Raw genomic sequence first — 25565 nt, forward strand, 5'->3', positions numbered from 1 at the left:
CCACACATGAACTCAACCAGCACCCCCAAAGAATCTGCGCGCCCGTGGATGTTGTCTCTGAGCTTGACGGACAAAGTCACCGCGGCTCAGCTCTACATGCCGCATGTCAAAGGAGGAGGGGTTTTTGTTGAAACCGACAAAGCCTATGAACTGGGTGACCCGGTGTTCGTGTTGCTGACCATCGGCGATGAGGGGCGGAAGTTCCCAGTCAATGGACGCGTCGTCTGGGTGTGCGGCCCCAACGCGCGGGGCGACAAACCCCAGGGGATTGGTGTGCAGTTTCCCAAAGATGACAGCGGTGAAGGCGCAAAACTGGCGATTGAACAAATGATTGGTAAAATGCAGGCTTCGCTGAAGAAAACGGCCACCCTGTAGTGTTTACCGACTCCCATTGCCATCTCGACTTTCCCGGACTGATCGAACAACTCCCTGACTTGCTTGAGCGCATGCGCCAGGCCAAGGTCACCCGCGCCCTGTGCATCTCGGTCCAACTGGAAGACTTTCCCAAAGTGCATGAACTTGCCTTGGCCCATGAATCGTTGTGGGCCACAGCGGGCGTGCACCCCGATTACGAGGACATCGCCGAGCCCACCGAAGAGATTCTTCTGGACTTGGCCAGCAAACCCAAAGTCATCGGTATTGGTGAAACCGGCTTGGACTATTACCGACTCAAAGGTGATTTGACCTGGCAGCGTAACCGTTTTCGCACCCACATTCGCGCCGCAAAACGTTGCAATAAGCCATTGATTGTTCACACCCGCAATGCCGGTGAAGACACCTTGGCGATTTTGAAAGAAGAGGGCGCTCAAGCGTGTGGCGGCATCATTCACTGCTTCACCGAAACGCTGGATTTTGCCAAGGCGGCGCTCGACCTGGGCTTTTACCTGTCCTTCTCTGGCATCGTGACCTTCAAGAACGCGGCTGACCTGCGCGAAGTGGCGCGTTACACGCCCATGGATCGAATTCTGATTGAAACCGATTCGCCTTACTTGGCCCCGGTGCCTCATCGCGGGAAAACCAATGAGCCCAGCTTTGTCCCTCATGTGGCCGAGTCGCTGGCCCGGGAAAAGGGCTTGAGTGTGGAAGAAGTCGGTGTTCAAACCACCCAAAACTTCAACACACTGTTCCGTTTGGCGCCGCAAGCGTGATTGCCCTGATGACACGGCCTTTCATTCCAACCTATGTGCTTTGTTCAGCCCTGTGTGTTCTGGCTGCGCCGGCATGGGCAGGCACTTGGGACGATGTCATTACCTACACCAAGATGGACCAGGCCAACCGTCTGAAACCCTTGTTATTGAGGGGCGTCGACCCCAACACCCTCGCCGACGATGGCACTCCAATTCTGATGCTGGCCATGCAGAACGAGTCAGTCGAGGTAGTCAACCTGTTGTTGACTGTGGGAAAACTCGACCCCAACTTGGCTGACCTCAAAGGCGAAACGCCACTGATGTTGGCTGCCAATGCCAATCGGCTGGATTGGGTTCAGGCGCTGCTTAAACGGGGTGCCAACCTTGGAGAAGACGGCCAGTGGACCGCCTTGCATTACGCGGCCAGCAAAGGCTACCTGAGTGTGGTCGAGGCTTTGTTGATAGGCGGTGCGGCGATTGATATTCGCTCGCCAAACAGCACCACGCCCATCATGATGGCGGCCCGCAGTGGGCAGGAAGACATGGTTAGGCTGCTGATCAAACGTGGTGCGGACACCAGTGTCGTCAACGACGCGGGTTACAACGCGGCTGGCTATGCCTTGAAAGCCCAAAAAAAGGAGTTGGCCTTTGAGATTATGAGGCGTGACCGGGAGCTGCGTCGCCAACGCCTGCAAACCAACAAAGGCTCTGAATAAGCGTCAGGCCAACAGAACCACCAACAGCTCGACTGCGTCCCTGAAATCAAAGAATGCATGCACTGCAGCTTGTGCCCACTCAGGGTAAACGGCGGACATGCAAAGAAGATAGAACATGAGTTTGTGCACTTGAAACCTCGCGCAGACCATCAGCCTTGAACAGGTTTAACGGCACCTTGACGTGTCTGCGGGATGACATGAATGGGTGTGGGTACCCTGTTTTCATCTGCCCTCAATAATTCGCATAATTTGTATTATGTAAACTTATATTGGGTATAGGCCTAAAGCACCTTTGCATAGCCCTGCGCCTGCCCGGCCCCTTTTGTTCTCACGGTGCCAGTTTTTAATCCACCTTGCCTGCTTCACAAGTACCATAGCGGTGTGTCATATACCGCGTGTCGTTAATCCCTATGAATCGTGTATCGCTACTGAGTACGATTGCTGCGTTGCTCAGCGTTTTTGCATCCTCTGCTTGGTCGGCTGACCATCGTTTGGTTGTACGTTTTAAAGACGCGGATACCGGTCGGCTGTCGGCCAGTCAGTCGTACGACTATATTCAGGCGCGCGCCAAAAGCCGCGTTGAAAGCCTGGCTCGCGGTAATCGCATGGATGTGCGGTTTCTTCGCCCGTTTGAGAACAACAGCGCTGTGGCCGTCGTACCCGGCACCGAAAATGTTCAACAGGTGCTTCAACGTCTCCGTTCAGACCCCAATGTGCTTGATGTACAGGTCGACAGGCGTATTCGCCTGCATGCACAGTCGCCCTTGGTTGGTGTGTTGAACAGCCTCGATCCTTCGCTGCGTTCTCGCTCGTGGTTTCATCAGGACTTGGCTTCTCAGCGTGCTTCCATCAATACAGGCGCCATTTGGGCCAACTTCCATGGCACCAGCCCAACCGTGATTGCGGTTGTGGACACAGGCGTGTTGCCTTCACACCCTGCCTTGAAAGGCCATTTGCTGCCCGGTTATGACTTCGTAACCGACCCCTTCATTGCCAATGACGGCACGGCTGGCACCAATAGCCGGGATGCAGACCCGACAGACCCGGGTGATGCCCGTTCTTTGACGGATGTATCCACCGACACGGCCTGCGGGCCGGTTAGTTCATCCACCTGGCATGGCACGTTTGTGTCCGCCTTATTGGCCGGCAACCCCGCTGTATCCGAAGGTATTTTTTCGGTGAATTGGAATGCAGTCGTGTTGCCTATTCGTGTGTTGGGCAAATGCGGTGGGTTTTCCACCGACTTGGCCGACGGTATACGTTGGGCCGCAGGTTTGCCCGTGGCGGGTGTGCCAGCCAACCCCTTCCCAGCCAAGGTGATTAACTTAAGCCTGGGCACTGATGGTGTGTGCAATGCTGGCATTGAAGGTGCCGCGGTGAGCGCAGCCAGGGCGGCGGGCTCCCTGGTTGTGGTGGCCACAGGCAATCAAAGCGGTACGTCTGATTCCCCCGCCAACTGCCCCGGTGCTTTTGCCGTGGCAGCGGTGGACCAAGAAGGTTTGAAGGCCGGTTACAGCAATGCAGATTCGTTTGTTCAATTGGTTGCCCCCGGGGGTGACGCCGCTTTCCCCATCTGGAGTGCGTCAAACACAGGCCCAACCACGGCGTTGACAAACACCTACGCCACCAAAATTGGCACCAGCTTTGCAGCGCCCATGGTGTCTGGCGCTGCGGGCATGTTGCTGTCCTTGAACGGTGGGTTGAGCGTCTCGGCGGTTGAATCCTTGTTGAAGTCCACTGCCCGTCCATTCATCAGCGTGTCCGGGCGCGCTCAATGCACCTCCGCGTTGGTGACGGGTAGTTGCGTGTGCAATGCGTCGTTTTGCGGCGCTGGCATGCTGGACGTGGCCAATCTCATCAACACCCAGCGCTCTGGCGGTTTAACCAACCTCTTCTCCAACACGGGTTCGGTCATTCCTCCCGGTCAAACACGCACCTTTTCCGCCGCGGGCAGCATCAACGCTGCGGGTGTGGAACAAACTGCAGTCTCTTTCAGCGTGAGCAACGTGCAAGTGGCCGCTGGTTCCTCAGCGCAACCTGGTTTGGCAATCTCAGGCACATCGGTGGACGTCACAGCCCCGTCGGGTGTTCAAGCGTTTGATTTGGTGGCCAAAGTCGAAGGTGGCCGAACCAGTATCGTGTCCATTGTGGTTGAAAACCCTGGAAACACCTCAACCACCCTGCTGACCGCCCTGCTCTCCCCGCTCTTGAATGCGTCTACCGTGTTCGATCCCAATATTGTGGGCGGCGGCGGTGCTTCGGGTCCAGTCACGGATTCCGGTTCTTCACCGGCCGGTGGTGGGGGTTCAGGTGGCGGGGGTGGCCATTTGGGTGTCTTGGGCTTGTTGGGCTTGGCCTTGGGGCTTGCAATGTTGAAGCGCAGGCGTGTTGTTTAAGTCAACAATATGGCTAACTGCTTGTTTTTGAATTAAAACAACAGTAGAAGTGATCCACCAATTCATTACATCAGTCAATGGTAAAGTTTAATTGCTGACCTACAGGTTAGTAATTTTGTTGTAACTGATGAGGTTGATCATGAAATCACTCACTTCGTACCCCGGCGTACTTACCCTGTTGCTGGTGGCTGCAGGTCTGTTTATCAACGGACTGGTTGATTACATTAACTACGAAATGGCCAGCGCCAGCGTATTGGGCGCGTTCAGTTGCCTGATTTCTGCCATGGTTTTGGTGGGCGTTTACGAGTTTCGTAACTACCGCGACCGCCACAAAAGCCTGCCTTCCTCCAAGTCATAACTTGGGGCTGTAGAGGGTTCAAGCAGGCCGTTTGCACGGCCTGTTTGGCTTTATTCAGCGGTTTGGTGTGCTTTTCTGAATGGTTTTCGGCAAAGTTGATGCAGGGTTGTCCGGAATTTTTGAGGACTGTTGGGCTGCAATCACGGCCTGCAAGTTCTTCTGGGTGCTCAGCGTGAGGGAATCTTTGTCCCCGAGCGCGTCTTTGCGGATCACGTAAGCACGGCTTAGTGCTTTCTCGGCCCGCTGAAGGTCCCCTGCCCTGTAAAGAACAACACCCAGGTTGTTCAACGACTGGCTGGTGCGAATGTCATTCGGGCCGAACACGGCCTGCCTGATTTCGAACGCCGTTTGGTAATTCACAGCCGCGTTCTTCAATTCATCGTCACGCATTTGCAGTGTGCCGAGAAAAGTCAGCACTTCGGCCGACACCGATTCCCGCTTCAGGTTATCTGTGGTGCCTACAATCTCGGCCAGGGCCAAAAAGCCCGCTTTGGCGTCCGCTTCCTTGTTCATGTCCAGCAAACCGACCGCTTGATTCATCCGGGTTTCGATGGTGCGCGGATGCACCCTGCCCAAACGGATCTCATGAATGATTCTGGAGCGCTGAAAGGCTGCAAGCGCCTTCTCGGGTTGGTTCTGAAGCGCGTAGAACGTCCCAAGGGCATCCTGCAACACCCCCGCAGGCATGCTGAATCGGCCATTGTCGCGTTCAATGCGGCGTATGGTGCTGTCCAGCAAATTTTGCGCTTCTTTCGGTTGCTCAAGCTGAACCAAGGTTTGTGCCATCAACACTTGCAGCCTCGCCCACTGCTCGCTGCCCACTGGGTCAGCTTTTCCGGGGGTAATGTACTGGGCCGCTTCATTCCAGGTGTTCAGCGCCAGTCGGGGTTCGTTCTGGGCCAGATAGGCCTTGCCCAGCGTTTCAAGCACCGACAGACGCCTTTGACGAGTGATGGGGACAGTCAGCTCGTTGCGACAGGTGTCAACCGTAGCGCTCAGGCTTTGTTCTGAAAAACTCGACTCACAACGGCTGACCGTGGTGGATGTCCCACTTTGGGCCATGGCCGATGGGTGGGCCAACACCATGGCACCTGCCAAGGCTGCGGGCCAAAGCACACGCGCTGTCAGGGTCGAAAAACGCGCAGCCGTGTTGGCCTGCGTGATGAAGGATTGGGGCATTCAGACTCGTCCAGTGATCAGATCTCGTTGTTGTATTTGAGCGCCGCGACTAAAACCATTTGACGCCATGGGCAGTACAAATGACATGTGAATGCACGATCGTTAATCATGTCCAGCCCTACCTCACCGCTCAACCCTGTTGAAAATCTCGGCCAGAAGTTTGAAACTTTGGCCGTGGTTGATAGACTAATTGAGGAGAATCAGGCGCTCAGGCATGAGCTTACAATAAAAACGCAACGATTAAGGACACTTCAAAAAGCCGTACACGCCTTTTTGATGCAGTCCGACGACGAGGGGTCCACCGCTTTGCTCATGCAGTTGAGCCGGGAGGTTTGAATGGCAGATTTTGATTTCAACGAATGGGCCAATCTGCATGCTGTAGACCCTGAGGCCTTCGACGCCCGCAAAGACGCCGTGTTGGCCCAATTGGTTGAACGCACTGCGCCTGAAAACCGTCTCGGCATGGAACAGGCCTTGTTCCGCATACGCATGAATCAGGAACGTGCCAAAAGCCCACTCCAATCTGCCATGCAGGCCAACAAACTGATGTGGGAATCGTTTGGTGTGTTGCGTCAGCAGTTGGAGCAATTGACCGAGGCCACCGCTGAAAGCACGGCCCATCAAGCCCCTGTGCTGAAACGCGGCAGCAACCGGCTGCGTTTGATCAACCCGGACTCCCCGGAGTTGGCCGATTCAACCACCACCATGGCTGGCGCGGCTGTATCGTCCGTGGTTGAAACCCAGCAGCCGGCTGTTCCAAGCGCTAAAGTCCTGGCTTTCAGGGCTTCAAACAAACCCGTCCACTGACGGACACGCTGTTCTGGCTGCTGCCTGCAGCCGCCGACACTTCCATGCCCGACTTGGCCATCATGTCGGCTGAGGCGGCGTACATGCGCCCCACCATGGGTACAGGGCGCCCGCCTTGTTCATCATTGATGCTCAATTCCGCCAAGGTGTAACCGCTGCGCGAAAAGCCCTGCGCCACCAGTTGGGCTTTGGTCTGGAATTCCTTCATGGCTTCTTGCAACAGTTTGGCCCTGCTGGCCTCCAGCGTTGCCTGGCTGGGAAAGTATTCCAGGTTGCTCAGGGTCAAACCATCCGCCACTTTCAGTGCGCCCTGGGTTTTCAGGGCCTGCACTTTCATTTCAAAGGACAATGTGCCGATGGCTTGCCAAGTGCTGATGGTCCTGTCCTTGTTGGTGTATTGGGGGAAGGTCTGAATGTTGTTGCGGATCTTGCTGACCTCTGGGTTCTTGCTCAGGTTGGTGATGGATGTCTCCAAGGCCTTGTTCACTGCGCCCATGGCTTCGGCCGCCTGCGGCGTCTGAACTTGTATCTGCCAGTTCAGGCGAACCATGTCGTTGCTGATTTCTTCCTGGCTGCTCGCGGTCAGTTGGGCTGCCGGCAGTTTGTCGCACTGATCGGCCAAGGCGTTGGTGCTTACGCCCAAAGCGAGCAGCACAGTCAAGGAGAGTGGGTTCAGTTTCATCAAGTGGTCCTGTAAGGTGGTGGGAATCAGACAATCGAATGCCCTGTGCGGGTGTGCTGTCGGACATTCATGCCCGGTGCACTGGTCCCGTTGTTACAATAAGTTTTGGCTGTTTTAAACCGGCCGCACTTCAAACTTAACGCAAAAACGGACTGGCGTGCTGACATGGCGGAGTCGTCAAAACAATACAAAACCCTAGTCAGTATCCTGTTCACCGTACTCATCGTACTGGGCGCAGCAGTGGTGCTCAAACCGTTTTTGCTGGCCATTTTGTGGGCGGCCATTATTGCCACCGCGTTCTGGCCTTTGCATCAACACATCCGTGGCCGTTTCCCCGGGCGTAAAAATCTGCCAGCGTTTACCAGCACACTGGTGGTGGCCCTGCTGTTGGTCGGCCCGATGATCGCCCTCTTCGCTTTCATGGTGTTCGATGTGCTGGAAATTCTCGATTTCTTGCGAACCGCCGACACCGAGGGGGTAACGCGTCCGAAATGGCTGGCCCAAGTGCCACTGTTTGGTGATGTGCTGGTTGGGCTGTGGAGAAAGTATTTGAGTGTTCCACGGCAAATCACCGGCTTGTTGCGTGAAAGCCTGTCGCAGCCACTCACCCTGCTGCAAAGCACAGTGTCCTTGCTGTTTGTGGATTTCTTCAGCCGTGTCGCCACCCTGTTTTTTGCCTTGTGGGTCTTGTTCTTCTGTTTTCGCGATGGCTCGTCCATCACCATTCGGCTCAACCGAATTGGTACGGAATGGTTGGGCGCTCGGTGGCGGCCCTATGTCTCGCACATGCCCCCTGCCCTGCGGGCCGCGGTGAACGGTTTGGTGATTGTCAGCTTTGCCGAGGCCGTTATTTTGTCGGCACTGTTTTATGTGTGTGGGGTGTTTGCCCCGGTTATTTTTGGCACGGCCACAGCCTTGATCGCGTTCATTCCCATGGCTGCCCCGGCTTTGTTGGGCATTCTGGGTATGGTGCTGATTCTGTCGGGCAATGGTGGTGAAGCCATTGTGCTGATGACCACCGGCATGTTGGTCGTGATGGTGGCCGACTACCTCATTCGGCCTTTGCTGATTCAAGGCGGTACCCACCTTCCCTTCCTGGCCGTGTTATTTGGGGTGTTTGGTGGTGTGATTACCATGGGCATGGTTGGCCTGATCATCGGCCCGGTCCTGTTGGTGTTGCTGGTGGTGTTTTTTGATGAAGCCTCGCACCCAGCCCCACGTGATACCCTTGCCGACAAATGAACCGCAAGAGTGCCTGAGACACATTCCTGCCCAGCTTTAATCCATTCCATCGAGAGCGCACTATGAATGCAGCCAACACCCCCCGTTTTCCGGACCGAATCGGTACACCCTTGTCACCCACTGCCGTCAAGGTGATGTTGCTGGGCAGCGGCGAGCTGGGCAAAGAAGTCATCATCGCGTTTCAGCGTTTGGGTGTCGAAGTGATTGCTGTCGACCGTTATGCGGATGCGCCAGGCCACCAAGTGGCCCATCGGGCCCATGTGATCGACATGACTGACGCTCACCAATTGAAACAGTTGATTGCGCAAGAGCGCCCCCACATTGTGGTGCCGGAAATTGAAGCCATTGCCACCCCCGCCTTGAAAGAACTCGAAGCCCAAGGCACCGTCCGTGTAGTGCCCACAGCCAACGCCGCTTGGCTAACCATGAACCGGGAGGGAATTCGCCGTTTGGCAGCAGAGGAGTTGGGCTTGGCGTGTTCGCGGTATGCCTTTGCCGATGACTTTGCCACCTTGAAGAAGGCGGTTGAAGTGGGGCTGGATGGGAAGCCCGCGATTGGATACCCCTGCATCATCAAGCCAGTGATGTCGTCGTCGGGTAAGGGGCAATCCAAAGTAGACAGCGCCGACGAGCTGCAGGCCGCTTGGGATTACGCAGGCAGCGCGGGCCGAGTGAATGCCGGAAGAGTCATTGTGGAGTCAGTGGTTCACTTCGATTACGAGATCACGCTGCTCACGGTGCGCAGCCGTGAGGCGGGTGGTCAAGCGATTGTCACCAGTTATTGCGAACCCGTGGGCCATGTACAGGTCAGTGGCGACTATGTGGAAAGCTGGCAGCCGCAGGCCATGTCCACCGCAGCACTGGGCATTGCAAAAGCCATGGCCGACAAAGTGACCACGGCCTTGGGTGGTACGGGTTTGTTCGGCGTGGAAATGTTTGTGAAAGGCGATGAGGTGTGGTTTTCGGAAGTCAGCCCTCGCCCTCACGACACTGGCATGGTCACCATGATTACCCAGTGGCAAAACGAGTTTGAACTGCATGCCCGCGCAATTTTAGGACTGCCGGTGGATGTCACTTTGAAAACACCCGGTGCCAGCGCGGTGATTTACGGCGGCATGGAAGCCCAAGGCATTGCCTTTGAAGGCGTGGCCCAGGCGCTTGAGGAGCCGGGCACTGATTTGCGGTTGTTTGGCAAACCCGAATCGTTTGCGAAACGACGCATGGGTGTGGCTTTGGCCCGTGACCCCGATGTCAACGAGGCCCGTGCCAAAGCCAAGCGGGCCGTAGCCCGCGTGAAGCCGGTTCGCCCGTAAGCGCTTAGTGAAGGCCTTGGCTTTGTCGGTATTCGTCGTAGGTGCCGCGGTAATCGACAAGGCCATCTTCCCGCATTTCAATGATGCGGGTGGCCACACCCTCAATAAACTGACGGTCATGGGACACGATGAACACCGTGCCTTCAAACTTTTCCAGGGCGTACTGCAGGCTTTCAATGCTTTCCATGTCCAAGTGGTTGGTGGGTTCGTCCATCAACAGCACGTTGTGACGGCCCAGCATCAAGCGGCCAAACACCAATCGGTTTTTCTCACCGCCTGAACACACTTTTGCCTGCTTGGTGATGTCGTCCTGAGAAAACAGCAGGCGGCCCAGAATGCTTCGAATGGCTTGGTCGTCATCGCCTTCCTGCGCGTAACGCTCAACCCATTGCGTCAGGTTGTGGTTGCCTTGGAATTCATCGCTCACGTCCTGCGCCATGTAGCCGCGGTTGGCGTTTTCGGACCATTTCACTTCACCGCCTGTGGGCTCCATCACACCAGCCAACAGCTTGAGCAAGGTTGTTTTACCCGTACCGTTGCCACCCACAATGCCCACTTTGTCGCCCGCTTCAATCATCAGGTTGAGTTTGCGAATAACTGAGTTGTCGCCATAGGCGTGGGACACGTTTTCAAGCTCCACAGCCAGCCTGTGCATTTTCTTGGCTTGCTCAAACCGGATAAACGGGTTTTGGCGCGAAGATGGCTTAAGCACCACCGTGTCCGCCTTGATCTTTTCAATTTGCTTTTGGCGCGAGGTGGCTTGGCGGGCCTTTGACTTGTTGGCTGCAAATCGGCGAACGAAATCCTGCAGGTCTGAAATCCGTTCCTTGGCACGCGCATTGGCGGCCTGGGCGCGTTCGCGGGCTTGGGCCGCGGCTAACATGTAGTCGTCATAGTTGCCGGGAACAACCTGCAGCGTGCCATAGTCCAGGTCGGCCATGTGAGTGCACACGGCATTCAGAAAGTGGCGGTCGTGGGAAATGATGATCATGGTGCTCTCGTAATCGTTGAGCACATCTTCCAGCCAGGCAATGGTGTTGATGTCCAGGTTGTTGGTGGGTTCGTCCAGCAGCAACACATCGGGTTTCGAAAACAGGGCCTGCGCCAGCAGAACACGCAGCTTCCAGCCCGGTGCAATTTCGCTCATCAAGCCGTTGTGCTGTTCAGTGGGAATGCCCGCGCCCAACAACAACTGCCCTGCCCTGGCCTCGGCTTCATAGCCACCGTACTCGGCATACACCGTCTCAAGCTCGGCGGCGCGCATATAGTCTTCGTCGGTGGCTTCGGGGTTGGCATACAGGGCGTCGCGCTCGGTCATGGCGCCCCACATTTCCTTGTGGCCCATCATCACCACATCCAGCACGCGAAAGTCTTCATAGGCAAACTGGTCTTGGCTCAGTTTGCCCAATCGGACGTTTGGGTCTACCACCACGGTGCCGTGAGTGGGTTCCAAATCGCCCCCGAGAATTTTCATCAATGTTGATTTACCGCACCCGTTGGCCCCAATCAGGCCATAGCGGTTACCATCGCCAAATTTGGCATTGATGTTTTCAAACAGGGGTTTGGCACCAAATTGAATGGTGATGTTGGCAGCAGTTAACATGGGGAATCAGCGGTTCAAAAGTGAAAATTCAAAGTGTTTGGGTCAGCACGCAGCGCAGGCTGTGGTTCAGGTTGTCGTCCACATCGTGTTCAATGGACAGCACCGCGTTAACGCCCTGGTAAAAACAGGCCTTTGGCCGCACGTGCCCAAACGGAAAGTTGCTCAGTATGGCAGGGGCAGGTTTGTTGCCGAGGCTTAACTTCTCGTGTACACATGCAATGGCGTCGTTCAGGGCATAACCACCATCGTGCTCATGGGGTTTGGGCTCACTGAACTGGCCGAGAATGATGGCCTTTTGTTGCTGCAATACACCGGCATGCAGCAACTGCATCAGCATTCGTTCAATCTTGTACACCGGCTCATTCACGTCTTCCAGAATCAGAATGCCGCCTTCCATATTTGGCCAATGCGGGGTGCCCAACAGGCTGGTCAACATCACCAAATTGCCGCCCCACGCTGGCCCTTCCAGACGTACCGAGCCCGCCCTGCCTTGGTGAAAGCCACTGGTCCAAGGCACTTCGACACGGCCTTCAAACACCGCTTCTTCAAAGTGACGGTAGGTGGTGGGCGACACACCTGCCTCATCGCCAAAGTCGAAACACACCATGGGGCCATGCAAAAGGCGCAGGCTGCTTAAAGCTGCGCTGTCACCCGATGTTTGGGCCAAGCCCAGCCTCGCCAACAAAGGGTCTGCCGTAGTGTGCTTGGCTTGCAGGTTTCGGCTGGCATTCAACAGCGCCAGTTGCAAGGCGGTCACATCGCTGTGGCCACACAAGGTCAACCCCTGCGCAACCATGGCCTCACACCAGCGCTGCAAAGGCATTTGGCCCAACAGTCGGCTTAGGCCGTACCCACCGCGCGAGGCCATGATGGTGGCTGGCCCCGGGTGATGAAAGGCGGTGTCCAGCGCTGCAAGGCGTTCCTCGTCATTGCCGGCAAAACGATGTACCCGCAGGCGGGTCTGGGGTGTTTCGCTGACTTCGAAGCCAGCCTGTTGCAAGGCGGCAATGCCACGGTCCAGCGCACTGGCATCGGTCAGCGCACCGCTGGGCGAGCACACCAGAATCTGGTTCATAAGTAGTCCTTCCATGGGCGCACGGCTTGCCCTCGACAATAGTTCACCACACTCGTCAATACAGCCACCTGACGGGTGGAATCTTCCCACGTGTTCACAGCGCCCGATTCCAACAGGGCTTCAATCCGTTGCGCCGCCTGTTCAAGCCCAAGCTCAAGCAGGTCTGCTGGCGTGTGAAACCCCAGCCCTTCCAGCAATGCCAGTGTGCCCTTGTTCACATTCGGCAGGTCAGCCAAGCGGGCCATGTCGCTGACGGCTTGTTCTCGGTCGCTGCGGCGGGCTTTGAAAAAGGCCTGCAGCAGTTGCTGGCTTTCATCGGCCATACAACCGCATTCAAAGGTGCAAGGGTGCCAAGCCTCCGACTGCTCCAGCAGGTTCAATGCGTCGTGCAGATTGGTGTTGAAGCGCGATTGCTCAGCGCCAATCACCACCCTGCCAATTCGAGCATGCAAAATGGCGCCCAGGCACATCAAACAGGGTTGCAGGGTCACATACAAGGTCACATCAGCGCCAAGGCGGCTGTTGCCCACCTTGGCACAGGCCGCCACGATGGCATTGATTTCCGCATGCCCACACGGGTTGTTGCTGCCCACGGTGGTGTTTTTTCCATGGGCCAGAACGCGGTCAGTGCCTTGGACCAGCACCGCGCCTATCGGCACTTCTCCACTTTTGGCGGCTTCCTTGGCTTGTCCCAGTGCTACCGCCATCCAAGCCAAGTCAACGGAAGACCTCGGCCCATCAGCCTGAAATTCACTGAGACTGAATTTGCTCACGGTTGCCTCGCCTTGTGACCAGGCTCATGAAATGAGCTTGATTATTCCACTCGATCATAAATAGTCAAACAAACCATATAAATCAAAGCCTTACTAAAGGCATCTCAATAAGCGCCTTGAACAATACCATATTCAGCTCCTCAACACTTGGCTGATCCCAAGGCTTCAGGCCAACTTTGCTGCTCCCTGACGCTGCCGAAGGCTGTCCGCCCAGGCCGCCAATGAATCAATCTCTGCCGTCAATGCTTCTGGCCTCGGTAGAGGACGGTTCAACGCAGCAGCGGCGCTATGCAGCAGTTCAGAACAGCGACCATATCCGTCTCGCATAGCTTCGCAATCGGGAACCGTGATCGCGGTCAGCTTGACCAAGCCAGGCGTTTTCACCTCATTGGGCAATCGTCTGAGGACATGCCCGACAACTTCTTCAACCGCGATCTCCCACGTATCGCGCAACGTCGCGGCAATTGATTTGACGGACCTTCGCCATTCGTCGTGATTGCCTTGCTCGAAATGGTAGCGTTCACCCGCAAGCTGATTTCTCAGACTAGTGGTGATGTCACTAACTCGACGCGCTTTGAATGGCGGTTCGCTGCGGCAAAAGCCTGCCTTGTCAGCACCCCGGCTAATGGAGCTAATGGCAACTGGCGGCTTAGGCTGCGCATCGTCAGCCGCGCGATTCAACTCGAACAGGAACGCAAGGTCATGAGTGAAAACGATGACCTGGCGATGAGCGGCTTCAGCAACCAAGCGTTTAGCTACCGCCTCCCGGTGCATGTGGTCGAGCGAAGAAACTGGATCATCAAAGACGATGCTCGACTTATTTTCCGTGGTGGCGAGTTCAGCCATGAACGCAGCCAGAGCAACGCAGCGATATTCACCTTCGCTCAGGACCTGCCCCACTGCGGCAGTGGGTTTCCTCGTAAATGCGACCTTGAAGCGGGGAATGCCCTGAACGCTGTTTTGCTGGCGAAACTCCACGGCAAGGCCAGCGATCTCAAAACTCGCCACCTCACGAGCGAACTGTGCGCGAAGTGCATCAGTCACTAGCGCCTGTGCGATCTCCGTGCTCTTCGTGGTAGTACGATTAGTGGTTGTGTCGCGTTGGGCCGCCTCAAGCCGCGCGATTTGCTTCTGACGTTCAATTTCAGCGAGAACATCGGCTTTGATACCATCAAGCCATTTCCGATCCGCAAGCTCGCCTTTTTCGACAAGCAAGGCAGCACGAGCTGGAGAACCCGCCTCAGCAGTAAGGGCGTTCACCCGAACCTCAACGCCCGCTGCTTGATCGATCAGCGCCTGACGCGAATATTCCGTGACGTGCACGTCAATAGCGGCGCTTGGATTCGCGTGGCGTCGCCTGATCTGGCGATGACGCCACAGGGCGCGTATGGTCGCGCCCTTGATCGCCAGCGCTAAGGCGTCCTGACGCAGATCGTCGCGGACGGTCGCCACAATGTCCGCAAGCTCGGCCAACGAAATAGTCTCCCCCTTGAACGTTGCCAGTGCCTGGTCGTACACCAGGCGCGCAGCCACAGCACGTTGCTGGCTATCGTCGCGCACAAAAGTCTCGAAGCGATTGAGTCGATCGGCAGCGACGGGCGTCAACTCCTGCTGGCAAAGCACACATACGCAGCCAGGTTCTATGACGGGGAAGCGCCGTTCAGGATAGGCTTCCATGTCCGAGAATGCCCGGGCACTGGCCCATAGCGTCTGCCAAACCTCCGACCCAATTTGCGGCAGCGGTTCGTCACGGAAAAGCGCACTGGAAGCAGCTTCTGCTGCCCGGCGCGCGGCATCGCTATCAATGGCATGGCGGCGCAGGTTATCGGCGGTCTCGTCGCCGATCGAAGCAAACAGCCGGTCCAGGCGCGCAATGTACCCGTCAACCTTGGCCTTCAACGCCGTAAGTTGGCGCGCCGCGCGAGCCGGATCACCCGCCAGGTCCGCCGCGAGTTGAGCCAATCTGTCTTGCTCTGCTTGCGTCAGCGTGGCCAATGCTTCGACTGTCGCCGGGGCAGTGTTGGCTGTGAGCCTGGCCATGAGCTTACCGACCGTTGTGTCCTTCCCGCATGCAGGTGTTCTGATCGCTTCGGGCGTTTGCGCCTTTATCTGCTCAATCTCGGCTGCTAGCTTGTCCTTGATGGACTTACAAAGCTGCGCCAACGCACCTAGCAGTTTGAGCGGAAACGGCGTGTAAGCCACGTCGTTCGTATCGTCCACGTGGACGTTCGCGGTACGGGAATCGAAGACACTGATGCCGGAAAGTGCAGTGTCGGCAGCCTGTCCAAGCCGCCAAGCGCATGTACGATTCTGCCCGCCGACCGCGTATTCAATCGTGGCGCTGGGCGTGCCTGGTGCGGCGTCATAGATATCGGGGCCGATCTCCTCGCCTCGGCCATTCATTCGGGCGCGGCATACCTTTTTAAGAATCCGCGCGTAACCAGATTTTCCCGATCCGTTGTCGCCATAGATGATTGTTAAACCGACACGGTGGAGCGTGAGCTTTTGGTCGGGGGCCAAGGCGTTGACATGCCGGACTCCATGCACTTGTCGCAGATAGACTTCTCCTTGATCGCGGTTCGGGCCGCGAAGGTGCTCCGCTTCCAGCGGAACTGCCGGATTGTCACCCTTGCAGATGGACGCCAGTTCGTCGATCTCAGCTGGCCCCAGCGCCGCTTGCGTTGCAAGTCGGCGTAGTGCATCGCGTTGCCAACCCGGACCATCAAAAGACCACGTAAGGATGTTGGCCAGCGCCTCCGCCTCTGTCGTCATACACCCAAGCCTCTCAATCTGTGTCCACCATCTGTACCATGCTTCTCTAGATAGCGGCTCAAAGCATCGGATAGTATCTCCCCTGGCTGCCATCTATAGTGCTCACTAATGCTCTTTGTTCTGACATGAGCAGGTGGAGCGAAATCGTACCCTGTGGCTGCTAATCCGGCTTCCCCTTCCGTAGTGATGAAAAAAGGTTCAGTTTTGTTGTCTTGGTGCGACTGAGTCATGTTCTTTCCTCTTGACGCTCATCTACCTAGCCCCGCCCCCAGGTATCGATTGGGATGGCAAAGAGCGGTGCCACCGAACAAATGCGAAACGCAGGAAAGTTATGCTTTAACGTGTCTTGTACTCGCGGATACGTGTGTGTTCGGTGAGAAGGGGCATCGTGGCAAGCGTGAAGACCTTGCCATCGGTAGCCTGCAAGAGCCGGCGCATGTCCTCGCGTCGGACTTTGAAGCCGCGCCCTGCGATGCAAGCGATAACGTCGTAGTCTTTCCGACTCTCGTCGCGCAACGAGCGCAGACGCTGTACTCGCGCCACCTTGTCGCGGGCAGTGCCGTCGTCCTCGGTCAGCTTGGCCTCGATTAAGGCAACCGGATTGAACTCGTCGGGTATGATGAAGTCTGGAGCCTGGTCAAAGCCGTTGATGCGCTCTGCGCGCTTGGTCTCACGGAAGCTCACTTTCGCCGCGGTCAGTACGTCCTTGATGGCTCCCTCAACGACTTCGCCCACGCGCTCGCTCACGGCATCACGGTGCGATGCAAATGGGCGCCCGAGGAAACGCTCGTATAGCAGGACTGCGTAAGGCACCCCGAGGTCTGCAATCGGCTGCAGGCTTTTGATACCTTCCTTCGTGTCCACCTTGTCGAGTCGATGTAAAACGGCGAGATTCTCAGGGCCAGCACCTACCATGAGCGTTTCAACGCCAGCCCTAATCATGGCCCGCAAGCGCTGGTCGGTCAGCGTTGCCCCCAGAACACGAGGGGTCAGGGGCTTTAGTCGGATGTTTCGGTCCATGGTGCGCGCTGCGCCTTGATCAACTCGCACACCGGTGCGCTCGGTCGTTACGTAGGCCCACTCAGGCGGGGTGAAACCGAGGATGGCCCTGAAGACGATGAAGGCAATCGGAGCAGCGACTATTGCAGCTTCAACGCTAGCCGTGTTCACGGTGGTGAAGTCGTTTGTTGCCTTTTTCAGGGTCTGATAACCCTTCTCGAAGGTGGCGTAATCGGTGAAGCCCTCCCCTCTCGGCATTTCGAGAAAACTGGACTGCAGCTCCCCGAACACTTCATCGACCAGCGCATCAAAAGACAGCGACGGGTCTGCGTAGTCGGCCTCAAAACGTAATGGCATTGGCTTGCTCCCCGTTCATTTTGTTATTGCGCTGCATGTCGATTGTTTCAGTCGCCTGCGCTGCATCCAAAACTACGCTAACGTCTTCGACTGTAGCGATGCTGTCCATGGTTAGGCGAATGGTCTCCAACTTCTCGGCTGTTGGCCTCGATGAATTCCAGCTCGGCCGCAGCTTCCAAATCGCCATGCGGGAGATATGCCCGAAGGCAATGCATCGGATGTCACCAGCCGTCGGTTTCATGCCCGCAGCGGTCAATTCGGCCAGTTCATTCGTCATCAGCGCCGCGAGCTGCGCAGCGTTTTCGACCAGAGTGTGAAGCGGCGCAGCGATGGTGTCGCGGCAGACAAATACCGTATCGACGATGGATGAGCCGGTGCCGTGAATGTGAATCGAACCGCCCATCTCGGCTGGGCAAGGCAGAGAAGCCGAGCAGGTCAGGCCCGCATCTAGGATGCCCATGGCCGCTGCAAGATAAGCCTCCTGCTTGTTGTGGTGGTAGGTGAATACTAGCGGTGCACCCGGCTTGAGGGCTGCAGCCATCCGGCTGTAAACAGCAGCCAAGCCTTCAGCAAAGTGCTCAATGTCGCGCTCCGCCGTCTCGTTGCCGGTTAGCTCGTCATGGTGCCGCGTGGTCTCTAGCTCCAAGCCAGGAAACTCCTCGCCCATCAGCTTGCGCAGCCACACATAGCAGAACTGCATCAGCTCTCCGTACTGAACCATGCCAAAGTAAGGCGGGTCAGTGAACACAGCATCAAGGCTAAGCGGGGCAAGTTCGGCCTCTGTCGATGAGGAGCAGCGGATGTCGATGGATCGCATTGGCGCATCGTGCCGGTGTGGGTGCTTTTCCCCAATCCACTCGCCCGAGATGTAGTGTATGGTTTTTTTCTTGCCGTTGAACATTACCTCAAACGGCTCGGTGCAGTACTCCTTAGCTTTGGTGTACTTCTCCGTAATATTAACCCATCCACCGGAGCCGACAGGCTTGCCTCCCCCGTTGCGAATGCCGAGAAAGTTGGACTCCACTTGTACATAGCCCACAGGGAACCCATGAATCGAGAACACGTCCAGCGACTTAAGCGCCATCGTGTCGTATCGGCACAGCATGTTCTGGTAGCGCAATAGATCGGAAAAATTGGTAGCCAGCGCGCGGCGTACACGCTGATCTTTCACGCCTGCGATGAAGCGAGCGCTGGTCTCCAGCGCAAGAAGCTGCCGAGAGTTGAACAATTCGCGGAAGCGCTCATAGCCCCAACGGTGCAGGCGTGAGCTTTCGTCGCCCTCGGGGATAAGGTCATCAGGCACGAAGGATGGGTGCATCCGCTTCCATGCCCCCGCTGCTGCTTCAGCGCGCGCCAGGTCATCAGCATCGGGTTTCTTGAACAATCGCCCTGGCCGGTCTCGAAGGTCGGGGTTATAGTACTCCATCGCGAAGAGCCGATGTGTCGGCGGACCTTCACCTTGGAACGGTGTGGCGTTCACATGCCCACAGTGCGGGCAGACACATTTGTTGCGCTTCACCGGGCCTTCTGTCTTGAGCTGCACGCCGCAGCCACACTTTCCAGGGTTTTTGGGGTCAGCAACCTCGTTGAGGTCGCCGCAGGAGTGGCACACAAGAACATAGGCTGGGTGCCGGGAATTCTCGGCCACTGTGTAGCCAGGGAACAGGTCGAAGCCACTGCCGCAGGCGCTACAGATACCTGTTTTGACCCACAGAAAATATTTGACATCGGCATCTGGACGGCCAGTCACCGGGCAGCGCGTCTTGTAGAGCTCGCCAATCGCCTGCTCAAGGTGCTGGGCTAAGAGGGTGGTTGCCTTCGCGTAGGCTCCGAGATCGAGCGCGTCGATTTCCTCGCGCACTACCCAAGCTGACATCGGATTGATGTCCAATCCGACGACGTTGCAACCCAGCCGGTTCGCCTCCAACAGCGGCGTCCCACCACCCATGAACGGGTCCGCGACGATTCGCCCCTCGAAATGGTTATTGTTGTAGTAAGTGTGCTCGACGTACTCGTTTCCAAACTCCGACAGGATCAAGCCGCGAAAAAGCGTGCCCGGCCTACGGGCAAACCACTTATGTACAGCGATGATCGGCCGGTAATTCTGTTGAATCTGCTTCTCGCGCAGCGCAAGCGCTGCGATGAATCTGATGCTGTAGTTATCTTCGATGCTCATGGCCTGCTTATTATGTTCGGTGGCACTACACCACAGTGCTTGTGGATCTTCCGCGATACACCACAATGGAAAGCCTAGTCGGCGATATAGAGACCTTCACGGTCCTTTTCCTTGTAGAGCTTGTCTCTCAGCTTCAGGTAACACAGCTTGGTATCGGGCAGTATGGTATTCCCCCTGATTGGCTCCGAATACCATGATCTGGGAGTAATCTACCCTGAGATAAAAACATAATGAAATCAATTTTTTGAGGTTTATAAATACCGCGATTTCCAAAAAATGGCTACCTGATATCGATAACATCTCATGGCACCAAAACATTCAATGCCTGTCATCATGCCATGACAAAACAGTGATTGGCGGTGCCAAAGATTGCCGGCCAATACCTTACACGATTACAAAAATCCCGCGGCTGCCTGAGTAGTTGTGTTCTCGTGCTACTAAGTGCCAGCCACGACTAGACGCCGGATCACTCCCACTCAATGGTTGCTGGCGGTTTGCCCGATACGTCGTAGACCACGCGGTTCACGCCTTTCACCTCGTTGATGATGCGGTTAGACACCCGGCCCAGCAAGGCGTAAGGCAGGTGCGCCCAATGGGCGGTCATGAAATCCTGCGTTTGCACCGCGCGGATGGCAACCACGTATTCATAAGTGCGGCCATCACCCATCACCCCCACCGATTTCACTGGCAGGAAGACTGCGAAGGCTTGGCTGGTCAGGTCGTACCAGCTTTTACCCACTTCAGCGGCTTTGCACAGGCCCGCTGCAGCATCGGCCTCGGTGGCCTTGGTGTTGCGCAATTCTTCGATGAACACCGCATCGGCCAACTGGAGGATTTCTGCGTACTCTGCTTTCACTTCGCCCAGAATACGAACGCCCAAACCAGGGCCTGGGAACGGGTGGCGGTAAACCATTTCAGGGTCGAGGCCCAGTTCCACGCCCAGCTTGCGCACCTCGTCCTTGAACAGGTCGCGCAATGGCTCCAGCAGTTTGAGGTTCAAGGTATCAGGCAGGCCGCCCACGTTGTGGTGGCTTTTGATGTTGGTGGCCTTGCCGGTTTTTGCGCCAGCCGATTCAATCACATCCGGGTAAATGGTGCCTTGCGCCAGCCATTTGGCGTTTTTGCGCAGGCCCGCCTCGCGCTGGAATACATCCACGAAGGCTTTGCCGATAATTTTGCGTTTGGCTTCAGGGTCGCTGACACCGGTCAACTGGCCCATGAATTCCTCGGTCGCGTTCACGTGCACCACACGAACGCCCAAATGTTTGGCGAATGTCTCCATCACCTGCTCGCCTTCTTTGTAGCGCAGCAGGCCATGGTCAACAAACACGCAGGTGAGTTGGTCACCGATGGCCCGGTGAATCAGGGCCGCAGCCACGGAAGAGTCAACACCGCCGGACAGGCCGAGAATGACCTCATCGCTGCCCACCTGTGCACGAATGCGTTCAATGGCTTCATCAATGAAGCTGGGCATGGACCAATCGCCGTTGCAGCCGCAGATGTCGCGCACAAAGCGGGTCAGCAAGGCGGTGCCCTGCTTCGTGTGTGTCACTTCCGGGTGGAATTGGACGGCGTAGAAACGGCGATCTTCATCGGCCATACCCGCGATTGGGCATGAGGGGGTTGAGGCCATCAACTTAAAGCCCGGGGGCATTTCAGTGACTTTGTCACCGTGGCTCATCCACACGTCAAGCAGGCCATGGCCGTCCGCGTTGCGGTGGTCGTCAATGCCGTCCAGCAAACGGGTGTGGCCATGCGCCCGAACCTGGGCATGGCCGAACTCACGCACCTTGCCCGGTTCAACTTTCCCGCCCAGTTGCTGAGCCATGGTTTGCATGCCGTAGCAAATGCCCAGCACCGGTACACCCAAGGTGAACACCAGTTCCGGCGCTTTGTCGGTGGATTCTTCGTAGGCCGACTGATGGCTGCCGGACAAAATGATGCCGTTGGCCCCATAGGCCTGAATACGGGCTGGGTCAGCGTCGCAGGGCAGAATTTCACAGAATACACCGGCCTCGCGGACACGGCGGGCGATCAATTGAGTGACCTGTGAACCGAAGTCCAGCACCAGAATTTTTTGATGATTCATGATCAGAATGACACGTTGATTTCAGTAAATTGAGGACAGAGAGTCCAGCAGCGCATCAATGCCTTCTGCATTGAAAATCGCCCTGTCCAACACATTGATCCTGCATTCCAGGTTCACCTGGATGCCCTTGCTTTCGGCGGTGAACTGCCTGAACGCGGCCGACAAGGCGGGCAGCCGTTCACGCAAATCGCTGACACTGAGCCCCGGGCACACGGCCAAGCCAAGGCCGTCGCGCACCTCGCCCAAGCTGCTGGAGTCAGGCAGATGTTCACGCACCAGCGCATGGGTAAAGCGGCGAAACTCCACCACACGCTCCGACCCAAACCGCATACACAAGCCGGAAAGGTCGGCCAGCTCAAAGGTCATCAACCCCAAGGGCACGCCTTTAAGGGCTGTGTCCACGGTTTCCACGTCAAGCACTGCCCGAAGGCCGCCCTTGTTCCACACACCCAACATGGGTTCAAGCAAAGCAGCCCGTTCGTTTTCACTCAGGCTGAACACCAAGCGCCTGGCGGCGCTGTTTGGGGGGGCTTGGGCGATCAGCAGGCTGACCCAGGCTGCATAGTCGGACAGGTCTTGCCTGTCCTGCATGCTAAAGCCGCGTGGCGCGTAGTCCAGCAAACACAGGGTTCCAAGGGCATGCCCTTGGTCATCGCGGATGGGATGGCCTGCATAAAAGCGGATTTTGGGGTCAAGCACCACCAAGGGGTTGTCTGCAAAACGCGAATCTTCCAGTGCGTTGGGCACCACCAGCGTGTTGTCCATCGCCACCGCATGCCCACAAAATGAGAGTTCCCGCGGTGTTGCACATGCGCTTAACCCTTGGTTGGACTTGAACCATTGGCAGGATTCGTGCACCAAGGACACAAGCGACACAGCGACATTGAAATGTCGACGCGCCAGCCGGGTGACCCGGTCAAAGCGCGCCTCGGCAGGGCTATACATCAACCCGAGGCCCTTGAGGGCAGCAAGTCGTGCCCCTTCGTTGGCGGGTGTCTCGGGTATCAGCATGGCCCAGGCCTGTGTCAGTCTACGTGGTAGTTCGGGGCTTCTTTGGTGATCTGCACGTCATGCACATGGCTTTCGCGCATGCCCGCTGACGAAATCTCAACAAACTCAGCCTTGTCGTGCATTTCCGCAATGCTTCTGCAGCCCACGTAACCCATGGATGAACGCACACCACCCACCAACTGGAAAATAATCGCCAACACCGAGCCTTTGTAGGGCACTCGGCCTTCAATGCCCTCGGGCACCAGTTTGTCGGCGTTGTTGGCTGGGTCCTGGAAGTAACGGTCCGCAGAGCCTTGAGTCATGGCGCCCAAAGAGCCCATGCCACGGTAAGCTTTGTAGCTGCGCCCCTGGAACAGGATGACCTCGCCCGGCGCTTCTTCGGTGCCCGCAAACATGCCGCCCATCATGACGCTGCTGGCGCCAGCAGCCAGGGCTTTGGAAATGTCGCCTGAGTAGCGGATACCGCCGTCGGCAATCGCCGGAATGCCTGTACCTTCCAAGGCCTTTGACACATTGGCAATGGCGCTGATTTGGGGTACACCCACGCCAGCTACAATCCGTGTGGTGCAAATGGAGCCTGGGCCAATGCCCACTTTCACGCCGTCTGCACCGGCATCCACCAAGGCTTTGGCGGCTGCACCTGTGGCGATGTTGCCGCCAATCACGTCCACGTGGGGGAAGTTCTTCTTCACCCAGCTTACCCGGTCCAACACGCCTTTGCTGTGGCCGTGTGCGGTGTCCACCACAATCACGTCCACTCCAGCGACCACCAGTTTTTCAACACGGTCTTCGGTGCCATCACCCACACCCACGGCTGCACCCACACGCAGTTTGCCCAGCGTGTCTTTGCAGGCATTGGGGTGTTCAGTGGCTTTCTGGATGTCTTTGACGGTAATCAGGCCTTTGAGCTGGTGGTTGGCATCAATCACCAACACGCGCTCCAGGCGGTGCTTGTGCATCAATTGCTTGGCGGTGTCGAGGCTGTCATCGTCGGACACGGTGACCAAACGTTCGCGCGGGGTCATGACATTGGACACCGGTTGGTCAAGGTTGGTCTCAAAACGCAGGTCGCGGTTGGTGACAATACCCACGACTTTGCCGTTCTGCACCACGGGCAGACCGGAAATTTTGTGATGTTGGGTCAGCGCAATGACCTGGCGAACCGTCAGGTTGGGCTCGATGGTGATTGGGTCGCGAAGCACGCCCGATTCATGGCGCTTGACCTTGGCCACCTCGGCGGCCTGCATGGCTGCGGGCATGTTCTTGTGAACAATGCCAATGCCCCCTTCCTGCGCAATGGCGATGGCCAGGCGGGCTTCGGTCACTGTGTCCATGGCGGCGGACACCAGAGGAATGTTCAGGCGGATGTTGCGGGTGAGCTGGGTGGACAGCGAGGTGTCTTTGGGTAGTACGTCTGAAAATGCCGGTACGAGTAGAACATCATCAAACGTGAGCGCTTTCTGCGTGACACGCATGTATTTTCTCCTGGCGCAAAAGCAGATTATACCGGAATTTACCCCTGCTTTTGGCTGCGCCTGGCGCGTTTCGATTCTGCCGGTGCGGCTTCCAGCCGGGCTTTGTGGGCCGCTCTGCGGCGGCGGCTGACCATGGGGTCCACCTGCAGGGTGTCCAGCAGTTCAAGACGGTCGCCGGGGTGCAACAATTGATCGGCCCGCGCGTGCACACCAAACACCGAAACCGACCGCTTGGCCAGCCGTGCCTGTACCTGTTCAGTGTTCAAACCCAGCGCCAGTAGAGCGTGCAGCACAGTGCTGCCTGCTGGCACGTCCAGCGCGGTTGGGTTGGACAGCAAAAGGCCACCGTCACTGGCGGTCAGTTCAACCCACTGGATGGTGATGCTCGCTGGGTGGCTCATCCGTGAAGGCTCTCGGCGCGCTTGATGAAGCTGTCCACGAAGCTGTTGGCGATCAGGTGAAACACCGGGCCAACCAGTTGTTCCAACACCTTGCTGGAGAATTCGTAGTCCAGCCGGAATTCGACCTTGCAGGCGTCTTCTGTCAGTGCCAGGAAGCGCCACTCGCCCCGCAATTCCCGAAAAGGGCCGTCCACCAAGCTCATGTGAATGGCGTGGTGGGGTTCCAGGCGGTTCAGGGTGCAAAAACTCTGCTTGACCCCCTTGAAGTTGATTTCAACCGCTGCTTTTTCCGTCAATGGCTCGGTTTCTTCCGCATGGCCTGCACTGCACCAAGGCAGAAACTGAGGGTAGTCCCCGACTTTGCGCACCAAGTCGTACATCAAGTGGGCGGGATAGGTAACCAAAACGGACTTTTCAACAGTGGCCATGGGCTCTTGCAAGGCTTAAGGCGCCTGCGAACAAGGTAAACTCTCAATTTTAACCGGTTTTCCGCTGTGAAGCGCGATGGCCGTTGTACACCCACTTCAGACGATGCCTTGGCATCGGTCCCACACTCATGAGTATCGTTCAAAACAAAAAGGCTGGATTCGATTATTTCATCGAAGAAACTTATGAAGCCGGCGTGGTGCTGGAGGGCTGGGAGGTGAAAGCGATTCGCGCTGGTCGGGCGCAAATCAAGGAAGCCCACATCATTGTGCGCAATGGCGAATTGTGGCTGCTTAACAGCCACATCACACCGCTGAATAGCGCGTCAACACATGTTCGCCCCGACACCATTCGGACTCGCAAGCTACTGCTGAAGAAGCAAGACATCAACCGCTTGATTGGCAAGGTTGAACAGCGCGGCTTTGCCTTGGTGCCGCTTGATTTCCATTACAAGAATGGCCGTATCAAGTGCAGCATGGCACTGGCCAAGGGCAAGAAGCAGCATGACAAACGTGACACGCTTCGCGACAAGGACTGGAAACGTGAGCAGGAACGGTTGATGAAGGTTCACCGAACCTGAGAGCGCGC

23 protein-coding genes are annotated in these 25565 nt (G+C 56.8%); 10 read left to right on the forward strand and 13 right to left on the reverse strand.

Features of this window, described 5'->3' with window-relative positions:
- The first annotated feature begins 6 nt into the window (after positions 1 to 6).
- From ACK4FF_RS04515 to ACK4FF_RS04535, 5 genes are all read left to right on the forward strand, one after another.
- Positions 7 to 375: a PilZ domain-containing protein gene (locus tag ACK4FF_RS04515; RefSeq protein ID WP_409705080.1), complete on the forward strand. Its 369-nt coding sequence runs from the start codon at positions 7 to 9 to the stop codon at positions 373 to 375.
- On the forward strand, positions 375 to 1148 hold the full coding sequence (locus tag ACK4FF_RS04520) for a TatD family hydrolase (RefSeq protein ID WP_409705083.1): 774 nt from the start codon (positions 375 to 377) through the stop codon (positions 1146 to 1148). Before ACK4FF_RS04515 ends, ACK4FF_RS04520 begins: the two co-directional genes overlap by 1 nt.
- Entirely contained in the window at positions 1145 to 1843 is a 699-nt protein-coding gene (locus ACK4FF_RS04525; RefSeq protein WP_409705086.1) for an ankyrin repeat domain-containing protein, read from the forward strand. The genes ACK4FF_RS04520 and ACK4FF_RS04525 overlap by 4 nt, the downstream gene beginning before the upstream one ends.
- 491 nt (positions 1844 to 2334) lie before the next feature.
- On the forward strand, positions 2335 to 4239 hold the full coding sequence (locus ACK4FF_RS04530; RefSeq protein ID WP_409705089.1) for a S8 family peptidase: 1905 nt from the start codon (positions 2335 to 2337) through the stop codon (positions 4237 to 4239).
- Positions 4240 to 4378: 139 nt separating this feature from the next.
- Complete coding sequence (locus tag ACK4FF_RS04535) at positions 4379 to 4597, forward strand: hypothetical protein (protein WP_409705092.1); 219 nt, start codon at positions 4379 to 4381, stop codon at positions 4595 to 4597.
- Between the two features lie 54 nt (positions 4598 to 4651).
- On the opposite strand, the gene ACK4FF_RS04540 is transcribed toward ACK4FF_RS04535, so the two are convergent.
- A complete protein-coding gene (locus tag ACK4FF_RS04540) occupies positions 4652 to 5776 on the reverse strand; it encodes a tetratricopeptide repeat protein (protein ID WP_409705095.1) in 1125 nt (374 codons plus the stop codon).
- A gap of 108 nt (positions 5777 to 5884) precedes the next feature.
- Between ACK4FF_RS04540 and ACK4FF_RS04545 the strand changes: the two genes are divergently transcribed.
- Both ACK4FF_RS04545 and ACK4FF_RS04550 read left to right on the forward strand, forming a co-directional pair.
- The gene (locus ACK4FF_RS04545) at positions 5885 to 6112 is read left to right on the forward strand and encodes a hypothetical protein (RefSeq protein WP_409705098.1); all 228 of its coding nucleotides are present in this window, start codon (positions 5885 to 5887) and stop codon (positions 6110 to 6112) included.
- The gene (locus ACK4FF_RS04550; protein ID WP_409705101.1) at positions 6113 to 6583 is read left to right on the forward strand and encodes a DUF3135 domain-containing protein; all 471 of its coding nucleotides are present in this window, start codon (positions 6113 to 6115) and stop codon (positions 6581 to 6583) included.
- Here ACK4FF_RS04550 and ACK4FF_RS04555 read toward each other — a convergent pair.
- Positions 6555 to 7265, reverse strand: a complete 711-nt coding sequence (locus ACK4FF_RS04555) for an SIMPL domain-containing protein (RefSeq protein ID WP_409705104.1) — start codon at positions 7263 to 7265, stop codon at positions 6555 to 6557. The genes ACK4FF_RS04550 and ACK4FF_RS04555 overlap by 29 nt on opposite strands.
- Before the next feature lie 165 nt (positions 7266 to 7430).
- Between ACK4FF_RS04555 and ACK4FF_RS04560 the strand changes: the two genes are divergently transcribed.
- Positions 7431 to 8507 carry an AI-2E family transporter gene (locus ACK4FF_RS04560; RefSeq protein WP_409705107.1) on the forward strand — a complete coding sequence of 359 codons (1077 nt, stop codon included), beginning with the start codon at positions 7431 to 7433 and terminating at the stop codon, positions 8505 to 8507.
- 62 nt (positions 8508 to 8569) lie between these two features.
- On the forward strand, positions 8570 to 9820 hold the full coding sequence (gene purT, locus ACK4FF_RS04565) for a formate-dependent phosphoribosylglycinamide formyltransferase (RefSeq protein ID WP_409705110.1): 1251 nt from the start codon (positions 8570 to 8572) through the stop codon (positions 9818 to 9820).
- Positions 9821 to 9824: 4 nt separating this feature from the next.
- Here the strand turns inward: purT and ACK4FF_RS04570 are convergent, their stop codons facing one another.
- The 11 genes from ACK4FF_RS04570 to ACK4FF_RS04620 form a co-directional block, all read right to left on the reverse strand.
- Positions 9825 to 11423, reverse strand: coding sequence for an ABC-F family ATPase (locus ACK4FF_RS04570; protein ID WP_409705113.1), 1599 nt, complete (start codon positions 11421 to 11423; stop codon positions 9825 to 9827).
- 28 nt (positions 11424 to 11451) lie between these two features.
- The gene (locus ACK4FF_RS04575) at positions 11452 to 12513 is read right to left on the reverse strand and encodes an LD-carboxypeptidase (protein WP_409705116.1); all 1062 of its coding nucleotides are present in this window, start codon (positions 12511 to 12513) and stop codon (positions 11452 to 11454) included.
- Positions 12495 to 13271 carry a deaminase gene (locus ACK4FF_RS04580; protein ID WP_409705119.1) on the reverse strand — a complete coding sequence of 259 codons (777 nt, stop codon included), beginning with the start codon at positions 13269 to 13271 and terminating at the stop codon, positions 12495 to 12497. Before ACK4FF_RS04580 ends, ACK4FF_RS04575 begins: the two co-directional genes overlap by 19 nt.
- Before the next feature lie 165 nt (positions 13272 to 13436).
- Positions 13437 to 16043 carry an AAA family ATPase gene (locus tag ACK4FF_RS04585; RefSeq protein WP_409705122.1) on the reverse strand — a complete coding sequence of 869 codons (2607 nt, stop codon included), beginning with the start codon at positions 16041 to 16043 and terminating at the stop codon, positions 13437 to 13439.
- A gap of 336 nt (positions 16044 to 16379) precedes the next feature.
- Complete coding sequence (locus tag ACK4FF_RS04590; RefSeq protein ID WP_409705125.1) at positions 16380 to 17399, reverse strand: hypothetical protein; 1020 nt, start codon at positions 17397 to 17399, stop codon at positions 16380 to 16382.
- Positions 17383 to 19575, reverse strand: a complete 2193-nt coding sequence (locus ACK4FF_RS04595) for a DUF1156 domain-containing protein (RefSeq protein ID WP_409705127.1) — start codon at positions 19573 to 19575, stop codon at positions 17383 to 17385. Before ACK4FF_RS04595 ends, ACK4FF_RS04590 begins: the two co-directional genes overlap by 17 nt.
- A 466-nt stretch (positions 19576 to 20041) precedes the next feature.
- On the reverse strand, positions 20042 to 21664 hold the full coding sequence (gene guaA / locus ACK4FF_RS04600) for a glutamine-hydrolyzing GMP synthase (protein ID WP_409705130.1): 1623 nt from the start codon (positions 21662 to 21664) through the stop codon (positions 20042 to 20044).
- Positions 21665 to 21685: 21 nt separating this feature from the next.
- Positions 21686 to 22675 carry a GAF domain-containing protein gene (locus ACK4FF_RS04605; RefSeq protein WP_409705133.1) on the reverse strand — a complete coding sequence of 330 codons (990 nt, stop codon included), beginning with the start codon at positions 22673 to 22675 and terminating at the stop codon, positions 21686 to 21688.
- 14 nt (positions 22676 to 22689) lie between these two features.
- Positions 22690 to 24150: an IMP dehydrogenase gene (gene guaB / locus ACK4FF_RS04610; RefSeq protein WP_409705138.1), complete on the reverse strand. Its 1461-nt coding sequence runs from the start codon at positions 24148 to 24150 to the stop codon at positions 22690 to 22692.
- Between the two features lie 38 nt (positions 24151 to 24188).
- On the reverse strand, positions 24189 to 24551 hold the full coding sequence (locus ACK4FF_RS04615) for an RnfH family protein (RefSeq protein WP_409705141.1): 363 nt from the start codon (positions 24549 to 24551) through the stop codon (positions 24189 to 24191).
- On the reverse strand, positions 24548 to 24979 hold the full coding sequence (locus tag ACK4FF_RS04620) for a type II toxin-antitoxin system RatA family toxin (protein ID WP_409705144.1): 432 nt from the start codon (positions 24977 to 24979) through the stop codon (positions 24548 to 24550). Before ACK4FF_RS04620 ends, ACK4FF_RS04615 begins: the two co-directional genes overlap by 4 nt.
- Positions 24980 to 25107: 128 nt before the next feature.
- On the opposite strand from ACK4FF_RS04620, the gene smpB reads away from it, so the two are divergent.
- On the forward strand, positions 25108 to 25557 hold the full coding sequence (gene smpB / locus ACK4FF_RS04625; RefSeq protein WP_409705147.1) for an SsrA-binding protein SmpB: 450 nt from the start codon (positions 25108 to 25110) through the stop codon (positions 25555 to 25557).
- The last annotated feature ends 8 nt before the right edge of the window (positions 25558 to 25565 follow it).

Origin of the sequence: Limnobacter sp., from assembly GCF_046297615.1 — a bacterium.
Taxonomy (GTDB): Bacteria; Pseudomonadota; Gammaproteobacteria; order Burkholderiales; family Burkholderiaceae_B; genus Limnobacter.

Excerpts from the sequence above, each read along its gene's own strand:
- ACK4FF_RS04555 (WP_409705104.1), bottom strand. The coding sequence starts at position 7,265 with ATGAAACTGAACCCACTCTCCTTGACTGTGCTGCTCGCTTTGGGCGTA.
- ACK4FF_RS04550 (WP_409705101.1), top strand. The coding sequence starts at position 6,113 with ATGGCAGATTTTGATTTCAACGAATGGGCCAATCTGCATGCTGTAGAC.
- smpB (WP_409705147.1), top strand. The coding sequence starts at position 25,108 with ATGAGTATCGTTCAAAACAAAAAGGCTGGATTCGATTATTTCATCGAA.
- guaB (WP_409705138.1), bottom strand. The coding sequence starts at position 24,150 with ATGCGTGTCACGCAGAAAGCGCTCACGTTTGATGATGTTCTACTCGTA.
- ACK4FF_RS04575 (WP_409705116.1), bottom strand. The coding sequence starts at position 12,513 with ATGGAAGGACTACTTATGAACCAGATTCTGGTGTGCTCGCCCAGCGGT.
- ACK4FF_RS04615 (WP_409705141.1), bottom strand. The coding sequence starts at position 24,551 with ATGAGCCACCCAGCGAGCATCACCATCCAGTGGGTTGAACTGACCGCC.
- purT (WP_409705110.1), top strand. The coding sequence starts at position 8,570 with ATGAATGCAGCCAACACCCCCCGTTTTCCGGACCGAATCGGTACACCC.
- ACK4FF_RS04545 (WP_409705098.1), top strand. The coding sequence starts at position 5,885 with ATGTCCAGCCCTACCTCACCGCTCAACCCTGTTGAAAATCTCGGCCAG.
- ACK4FF_RS04585 (WP_409705122.1), bottom strand. The coding sequence starts at position 16,043 with ATGACGACAGAGGCGGAGGCGCTGGCCAACATCCTTACGTGGTCTTTT.
- ACK4FF_RS04620 (WP_409705144.1), bottom strand. The coding sequence starts at position 24,979 with ATGGCCACTGTTGAAAAGTCCGTTTTGGTTACCTATCCCGCCCACTTG.
- ACK4FF_RS04570 (WP_409705113.1), bottom strand. The coding sequence starts at position 11,423 with ATGTTAACTGCTGCCAACATCACCATTCAATTTGGTGCCAAACCCCTG.
- ACK4FF_RS04590 (WP_409705125.1), bottom strand. The coding sequence starts at position 17,399 with ATGCCATTACGTTTTGAGGCCGACTACGCAGACCCGTCGCTGTCTTTT.
- ACK4FF_RS04560 (WP_409705107.1), top strand. The coding sequence starts at position 7,431 with ATGGCGGAGTCGTCAAAACAATACAAAACCCTAGTCAGTATCCTGTTC.
- ACK4FF_RS04540 (WP_409705095.1), bottom strand. The coding sequence starts at position 5,776 with ATGCCCCAATCCTTCATCACGCAGGCCAACACGGCTGCGCGTTTTTCG.
- ACK4FF_RS04595 (WP_409705127.1), bottom strand. The coding sequence starts at position 19,575 with ATGAGCATCGAAGATAACTACAGCATCAGATTCATCGCAGCGCTTGCG.
- guaA (WP_409705130.1), bottom strand. The coding sequence starts at position 21,664 with ATGAATCATCAAAAAATTCTGGTGCTGGACTTCGGTTCACAGGTCACT.
- ACK4FF_RS04535 (WP_409705092.1), top strand. The coding sequence starts at position 4,379 with ATGAAATCACTCACTTCGTACCCCGGCGTACTTACCCTGTTGCTGGTG.
- ACK4FF_RS04605 (WP_409705133.1), bottom strand. The coding sequence starts at position 22,675 with ATGCTGATACCCGAGACACCCGCCAACGAAGGGGCACGACTTGCTGCC.
- ACK4FF_RS04515 (WP_409705080.1), top strand. The coding sequence starts at position 7 with ATGAACTCAACCAGCACCCCCAAAGAATCTGCGCGCCCGTGGATGTTG.